At 63.5% G+C, this 6,467-nt stretch carries 7 protein-coding genes; 3 read left to right on the top strand and 4 right to left on the bottom strand.

Annotated features, from left to right (window positions below; all coding sequences use genetic code 11):
• The 3 genes from OJHNALOF_RS10835 to catA form a co-directional block, all read left to right on the top strand.
• Positions 1-602: enolase C-terminal domain-like protein (locus tag OJHNALOF_RS10835; RefSeq protein ID WP_305081008.1), on the top strand; the 602-nt coding region annotated here is incomplete at its 5' end.
• A 13-nt stretch (positions 603-615) separates the two neighbouring features.
• Positions 616-906 carry a muconolactone Delta-isomerase gene (catC, locus tag OJHNALOF_RS10830; protein WP_094201632.1) on the top strand — a complete coding sequence of 97 codons (291 nt, stop codon included), beginning with the start codon at positions 616-618 and terminating at the stop codon, positions 904-906.
• A 56-nt stretch (positions 907-962) separates the two neighbouring features.
• Complete coding sequence (gene catA / locus OJHNALOF_RS10825) at positions 963-1,901, top strand: catechol 1,2-dioxygenase (protein ID WP_165662042.1); 939 nt, start codon at positions 963-965, stop codon at positions 1,899-1,901.
• Positions 1,902-1,971: 70 nt separating this feature from the next.
• Here catA and OJHNALOF_RS10820 read toward each other — a convergent pair whose 3' ends face one another.
• The 4 genes from OJHNALOF_RS10820 to OJHNALOF_RS10805 all read right to left on the bottom strand — a co-directional run bounded on the left by OJHNALOF_RS10820 (position 1,972) and on the right by OJHNALOF_RS10805 (position 6,455).
• Positions 1,972-2,451 (bottom strand): copper chaperone PCu(A)C, encoded by a 480-nt coding sequence (locus tag OJHNALOF_RS10820; RefSeq protein WP_165662041.1) that lies wholly within the window; start codon positions 2,449-2,451, stop codon positions 1,972-1,974.
• Positions 2,452-2,585: 134 nt separating this feature from the next.
• Positions 2,586-3,116 carry a response regulator transcription factor gene (locus OJHNALOF_RS10815; RefSeq protein ID WP_165662040.1) on the bottom strand — a complete coding sequence of 177 codons (531 nt, stop codon included), beginning with the start codon at positions 3,114-3,116 and terminating at the stop codon, positions 2,586-2,588.
• A complete protein-coding gene (locus OJHNALOF_RS10810; RefSeq protein ID WP_165662039.1) occupies positions 3,113-4,384 on the bottom strand; it encodes a HAMP domain-containing histidine kinase in 1,272 nt (423 codons plus the stop codon). Before OJHNALOF_RS10810 ends, OJHNALOF_RS10815 begins: the two co-directional genes overlap by 4 nt.
• A gap of 124 nt (positions 4,385-4,508) precedes the next feature.
• On the bottom strand, positions 4,509-6,455 hold the full coding sequence (locus OJHNALOF_RS10805) for a Na+/H+ antiporter NhaC family protein (RefSeq protein ID WP_165662038.1): 1,947 nt from the start codon (positions 6,453-6,455) through the stop codon (positions 4,509-4,511).
• Positions 6,456-6,467: the final 12 nt, after the last annotated feature.

The raw sequence follows: 6,467 nt of genomic DNA, 5'->3' as shown, positions 1-6,467 counted from the left end.
ATGTGGCCGCCATCAAGGCCGCCGTGGGCGACCGCGCCAGCGTGCGGGTGGATGTGAACCAGGCCTGGGATGAAAGCACCGCCGCCAAAGGCATGGCCGAGCTGCAGGCCGCCGGCATCGATCTGGTCGAGCAGCCCACCCCCATGAAGGAACACGCCGCCCTGGTGCGGCTGTCGCAGAAGTTTCACCTGCCCATTCTGGCGGATGAAACCGTGGCCGACGCCACCGACATGTTCACCCTGGCCTCGGCCGGCTTTGCCGGCGCGGTGGCGCTCAAGATCGCCAAGGCCGGTGGCCCGCTGCAGGCGCTGAAGGTGGCCAATGTGGCCAGCGCCGCCGGCATCGGCCTCTATGGCGGCACCCTGCTGGAAGGCACCATCGGCACCGTCGCCGCCCTGCACGCCTGGTCCACCCTGGACACCCTGCACTGGGGCACCGAAATGTTCGGCCCGCTGCTGCTGAAGGACGACATCGTGGAGACGCCGCTGCACTTCCACCATCACGGCGTCACCCTGCCCGCCGGGCCGGGCCTGGGCGTCACCCTCAACGAAGACAAGCTGGCCGAATACCGCCGCAAGTCATCACTCGCCCCCCACGCGTAACAGGAAGACAACCATGCTGTTTAAAGTCGAGATGAAGGTCAATCTGCCCCACGACATGCCGGCCGAGGTAGCCGCCGAGATCAAGGCCCGGGAGAAGGCCTATGCCCAGGAGCTGCAGACCCAGGGCAAATGGCGCCACCTGTGGCGGGTGGCCGGCAGCTACGCCAACGTCAGCATTTTTGATGTGGCCGACAACGCCGAATTGCAGGATCTAATCAGCAACCTGCCACTGTTTCCCTACATGGACATTCAGGTGGCGCCCCTGTGCCGGCACCCGTCCTCCATTCATCAGGATGACCGTTAACCGACGTTCGTCCCCCCCTACGACCAAATCATAAAAAAGATGCAAGGAGCAATATCATGTCTGTGAAAACCACCCATACCCCCGAGGTAAAAGAGCTGCTGGAAAAAGTCGCCGGTCTGAACCAGGCCGGTGGCAACGAGCGGGTCAAGACCATCGTGCACCGCGTGATGCGCGACGTCTTCCAGCTCATCGAAGACCTGGACATCACCCCGGAAGAATTCTGGAGCGCCGTTTACTACATCAACGACCTGGGCAAAAACGGCGAAGCCGCCCTGCTCGCTCCCGGCCTGGGCATGGACAAATACCTGGACATTCGCATGGACGCCGCCGACGAACAGGCCGGCCTGGCCGGCGGTACCCCGCGCACCATTGAAGGCCCGCTGTATGTGGCCGGCGCCCCGGAGTCCGCGGGCTTCGCCCGCATGGACGACGGCACTCAGGACGGCGACACCATGATCCTGACCGGCGTGGTCACCGACCAGGACGGCCAGCCCCTGCCCAACACCCTGGTGGAGATCTGGCACGCCGATCTCAAGGGGGGCTACTCCTACTTCGACCCGTCCCAGAGCGAATACAACCTGCGCCGCAGCATTCGCACCGACGCCGATGGCCGCTATACCGCGCAAAGCATCATTCCGTCCGGTTACGGCTGCCCGCCCGAGGGCGCCACCCAGGCGTTGCTGAACCAGCTGGGCCGCCACGGCCGCCGCCCGGCCCACATTCACTACTTCGTGTCCAAGCCGGGCTACAAGCACCTGACCACCCAGATCAACCTGGCCGGTGACGAATACACCTACGACGACTTCGCCTTTGCCACCCGTGAAGAGCTGGTGTGCGACGCCGTGCGCATCGACGACGCCGCCGCCGCCGAGCAGTACGGCCTGAACCAGCCGTTCACTCGAGTGGAATTCAATATTCGGCTGGTGGCGTCCGACAAGCCCGAGCACCAGCAGCGCCACGAGCGCAAGCGCGCCCTGGAAGACGACATCGCCTGAAAACTCGCCGGGTCAGTTCTCAAGCAAACCCTCACCTGATCGGAAAGGGGCCTTTCGGCCCCTTTTGCATTTAGTGGTGATGATGGCCGTCGTCATGGGCCGGCTTGGCGGCATTGGCGTCCACCGATATTTCCACCTCGACCTCGCCCGCCTGTTCAAACCGCAGGGTCAGGGGAAAACGATCTCCCAGCTGGGGGGCCTGCTTCAGTCCCATCAGCATCAGGTGATGGCCGCCCGGGGCCAGGCTCACCGTTTCGCCGGCGGGAACCGGCAGACTCTCGAGCTGGCGCATTTTCATCATGTCGCCGTCCATCAGGTGTGTGTGGATTTCCACCCGCTCGGCCAGGGGCGTGCTGGCGCCCAGCAGCACATCATCGGCCCTGCCCTGGTTGTTGATCACCAGATAGGCGCTGCCGTTGGCCGCCATGGGCGGGGCCGGACGGCTCCATGGGTGATCGATATGCAGCCCACCCTGCTCATATTCATGGGCCAGGGCGCCGCTGGCGCTGAGCAACAGCAGGGAAGCGATGGCACTGCGCATTACATTCATGGGGCTCTCCTGAAAATAAAAAGCGCGGCGCCGGTCAGCGCCGCCGAAATCCGTTGCACGGGTAGTAAAAGATGAGTCCCGTTCATACTAGAAAAAAACCATTACCGGCACCATGCGGCACATTGTCGCAGCCGTCAACGACTTACGGCATGCTTCTGCAGCATGCGCTGCAGGCTGCGCCTGTGCATGCCCAGGGCCCGGGCGGTGGCCGAAATATTGCCCTCGTGCTGCTGCAGCACAAACTGCACATATTCCCACTGGTGCCGCCTGAGTGAAGGCGATACCTCCTCAATGCTCAGGGCCGCGGTCTGTTCTGTGCCTTCCTCTTCAAAGGCGGCAAGAATGGCGTCGATTTCTGCCGGTTTGGGCAAATACTGCACCGCGCCCAGCTTGATGGCGGCAATGGCGGTACTGATGCTGGCATAGCCGGTGAGCACCACAATGCGCGCCTCAGGCTGGCCCGCTACCAGCGCCGGCAGCAGTTGCAGGCCGCTTTCGCCGTCCAGATTCAGGTCCAGCAAAATGCCCTGGAAACGGGCGGGCAGCGCCAGCGCCTGCTCGCCGGTGGCCGCCCACTCCAGGTTCAGCCCCCGGCGTTTAAAGCCCCGGCACAGCAGGCGCGCAAACGTCTCGTTGTCATCCACCAGCAAAAAGTCGGTCATCATGAGATGGGCTCCAGCGGCAACAAAATGCGGGCGTAAACTCCCCCTTCGGCGTGATTGCTGAGCTCCAGCCGGCCGTTTAGCCGCGACAGGGTCGCATGCGACAACCAGACTCCCAGCCCCAGGCCGGCGGGTTTGTCCGAGTCAAACTGATCCAGTCCGGCCCGGCGCAACTGGGCCTCAGAGAGCACGCCGGTACGGTTATGCACGCCCAGCTCCCAGTCACCGTTGGTGTGAAACCGAGTATGCAGTTCAATGCGGCCTTCGCCGGCATCGGCGGCATTGTTGAGGATGTTGAACAACGCCGGCCAGAACAGCGGGCTGAGCCGCACAGTTCGGTCTTGCGCCATATTTGAATGCTGCCATTCTACCCGCACCTCCGGCCGCAGGTTCTGCCATTGGGCCAGTCGCTCCCCAAGAGTACGATAGAGCCGCACCGGCTCTCGTTCCGCCTGGCTCTGAGATTTAAGCCGGCGCAGAATATCGGCGCACTGTTCAAGCTGGGAATGGGCCAACTGCAGATCTTCCTGCACCTCACGGGGCAGATCGGGGGTTTCGCGCAGCTCTTCATTGAGCAGAAACAGGTTATTGAGGGGGGTGGACAGCTGGTGAGTCAGGCTCGCCGCCTCCATCGCCAGCACCAGCAGTCGCTCGTCGCTGTCCTGGCGCCGATAGGCCTGGTTCAGCCGCCGCTCCCGTTCACCCAATATACGCACCAGCCGGGATACACAGGCGGTGATCAACCCCGCCGATAGCGCAAAGGTCAGCCACATGCCCACCAGATGCAGGTTGAACAGGGCCTCGTGGCCGCCATGGCCGGCATGTTCCCCGGCCGGCAACGGCAGGTGCCAGAAGAACAACAGCAGATAGAGACCGGTGGCGATACCGGTCAGCCCCCAGGCAACCCCGGGTGAACACACCAGTGCCGCCATCATCAGTGGCAGCAGAAACAGCACCGCCAGCGGATTGCTGGCCCCGCCGGTCAGTCCCAGCACCAGCCCCAGCGCCAGCACGTCCAGCAGCAGGCCACATGCCAGCAGCCGCCGTACCGGCCGGCCAAGGCGCCAGTCGCGATTCAGCCAGAGGTTGATCACGGCCACGCCGATGGCCACCGCCGCCAGCGGCAGCAGCGGCAAATTAAGGTGCAGCAGGTAGAACACCAGGGTGCTGGAGCCGAGCACGGCCACAAACATCCAGCGGCTGTACAGGCTAAAGCGCAGCACATGGTTCAGCTCGAGCAGGGGCAGGCTGGCGGAACGGAGTTGGGTCATGACGGCCGAGTAACACACAAAGCGCCATGGTAGCACGAATAAAAACGCCGGAAGTGCGGCGAAATGTCGCACTTCCGGCGTGTCGAAGTCAGCAACCCTGAGGGTGCTTCGTGCTACGGTTTCTTCAGGATGACGTTTTTACTGCATCAATATTCACAGTGGCTTCCGGTTCACCTTCTTCCGCGTCGGCCCGCTTGCCCAGCAGCCGCAGGCCGGCGGCCATGGCCAGGGTGCAGATGATAATGCCCAGCCACCAAGGCATGCCGTAAGCCACCGGCACCACACCAAACAGGGTGGCGATTACCCCCACAAACAGCGCATAGGGCAACTGGGTGCGCACATGCTCCACCAGGCCGCAGCCCGAGGCCATGGCGGCCAACAGGGTGGTCTCGGCCAGGGGCGAACAATGATCCCCCCATACCGCGCCGGCCAGCACCGCCGCCACCGAGGCATAGAACAGGTGCATGGCGTCCGGGTCGCCGGCCAGGCCATGGTGCTGCAGCACCGCCCAGGCCAGGGGCACCACCAGGGGCATCATGATTCCCATTACGCCCCAGGACGAGCCGGTGGCAAAGGCGGTAAAGGCCGACAACACAAACACGCTCACCGGAATCAGCTCCGGCTGTAGGCTGTCGCTGAGCACGCTCACCAGGTAATCGCTGGTATTCAGGGTCTCGTTCACCGACGACAGCGCCCAGGCCATCATCAAAATGGTGATGGGCAGCAGCATCGACTTCACCCCTTCAAACCAGTAATGGGCGGCCTCGTCCATGCTCAGCAGGCCCTGAATGCGGGTCATCACCAGCGCCACCAGGGTACTGAGCAGCGAGCCCCACATCATGGCGGTAAAGGAATCGCTGCTGCCGAACACATCGCGCAGGCCGGCCTCGGCGGGGAAGCCCAGCTCGCTCATGCCGGTGTACCATATTCCCCCAAGGGTGGTGAGCACCAGCACCGTCATGGGAACGATGGCGTTCAGCGCCCGATGGGGAATACCCGGTTTGGCGTCGATGCTGGCTTCCTCGGCGATGGCTTCCCGGTCGGTCAGTTCATCGTCCGCCTCACGCTGCCGGCGCACCGCCCGCCGCTCGGCCTTGAGCATGGGGCCAAAGTCCCGACCACTGAGGCTTATCATAAACACGAACAGCAACGCCAGAATGGGATAGAAGCTGTAGCTGATGGAAGCCATGAACACCCCGTAAGCGGAGCCGTCAAAACCGTCCACCAGGCCGAGCGCCTCATCAATCAGCCCCACCTGAAAACCTATCCAGGTGGTCACCAGCAAAATGGCCGACACCGGAGCGGCGGTGGAGTCCACCAGATAGGCCAGCTTTTCCCGGGAGATGCGCAGCCGGTCGGTGATATTGCGCATGGTGTTACCCACGATCAGGGCATTGGCGTAGTCGTCAAAGAAAATGGCGGTGCCCAGCAGGCCGGTGGTGGTCTGGGCGCTGCGCCGGCCGCGCACAAAGCGGGTAATGTGCCGGGCAATGCCCACGGTGCCGCCGTTGCGGGAAATAATGCCCACCATGCCGCCGATCAGCAGACAGAACAACACCACCGACATATGCTCGGCATCACTGGCGGCGGCCAGCACATGCACGTTCACCGAGTCGAGCACACTGCTCAGCAACTTGTCGCCGGCCAGGCCATAACCCAACCAGCCGCCACAGCAGATGGCCACGAACAGCGCCAGTATCACCTGACGGAACGCCAGCGCCAGCACAATGGCCAGCAGCGCCGGCACCACCGACAGCCAGGCAGCAATGGCCGGGCTGGTCGCTTCCGCCAGCACGGTACCGGCCTCATCCTGCAGGCTGAGCGCCAGGCGGTCGGCCTCAGTCACCAGCTCTATGATTGCCGCACCGTTTTCAAGGCTGACCGGCTGGCGGTTGTCTTCCTGCACCAGCCACAGGGGCTCGGTACCGGTAACCGTCACCTCAAAGGGGATGCCCTTCAGCACCAGGGCCGGGGCCTCAAGAGTGGGCTCGCCGGCCCGGGCCAGCCCGGGCAGCAACATCAGCAATGCCAGCAATGGCGTCAGCCAGTGGCGAATCTTGTATCCTTCCATGGAACCGTCTCC

It is taken from the genome of Oceanimonas sp. MB9 (assembly GCF_011319775.1).
GTDB lineage: Bacteria > Pseudomonadota > Gammaproteobacteria > Enterobacterales > Aeromonadaceae > Oceanimonas > Oceanimonas doudoroffii.
The sequence above is the reverse complement of the archived record's forward strand: the minus strand, read 5'-3'. Positions and strand labels throughout refer to the sequence as shown.

What these genes read in the sequence shown, in the direction of transcription:
- catC (WP_094201632.1), top strand. Translation starts at nt 616, where the DNA reads ATGCTGTTTAAAGTCGAGATGAAGGTCAATCTGCCCCACGACATGCCG.
- OJHNALOF_RS10820 (WP_165662041.1), bottom strand. Translation starts at nt 2,451, where the DNA reads ATGAATGTAATGCGCAGTGCCATCGCTTCCCTGCTGTTGCTCAGCGCC.
- catA (WP_165662042.1), top strand. Translation starts at nt 963, where the DNA reads ATGTCTGTGAAAACCACCCATACCCCCGAGGTAAAAGAGCTGCTGGAA.
- OJHNALOF_RS10805 (WP_165662038.1), bottom strand. Translation starts at nt 6,455, where the DNA reads ATGGAAGGATACAAGATTCGCCACTGGCTGACGCCATTGCTGGCATTG.
- OJHNALOF_RS10810 (WP_165662039.1), bottom strand. Translation starts at nt 4,384, where the DNA reads ATGACCCAACTCCGTTCCGCCAGCCTGCCCCTGCTCGAGCTGAACCAT.
- OJHNALOF_RS10815 (WP_165662040.1), bottom strand. Translation starts at nt 3,116, where the DNA reads ATGATGACCGACTTTTTGCTGGTGGATGACAACGAGACGTTTGCGCGC.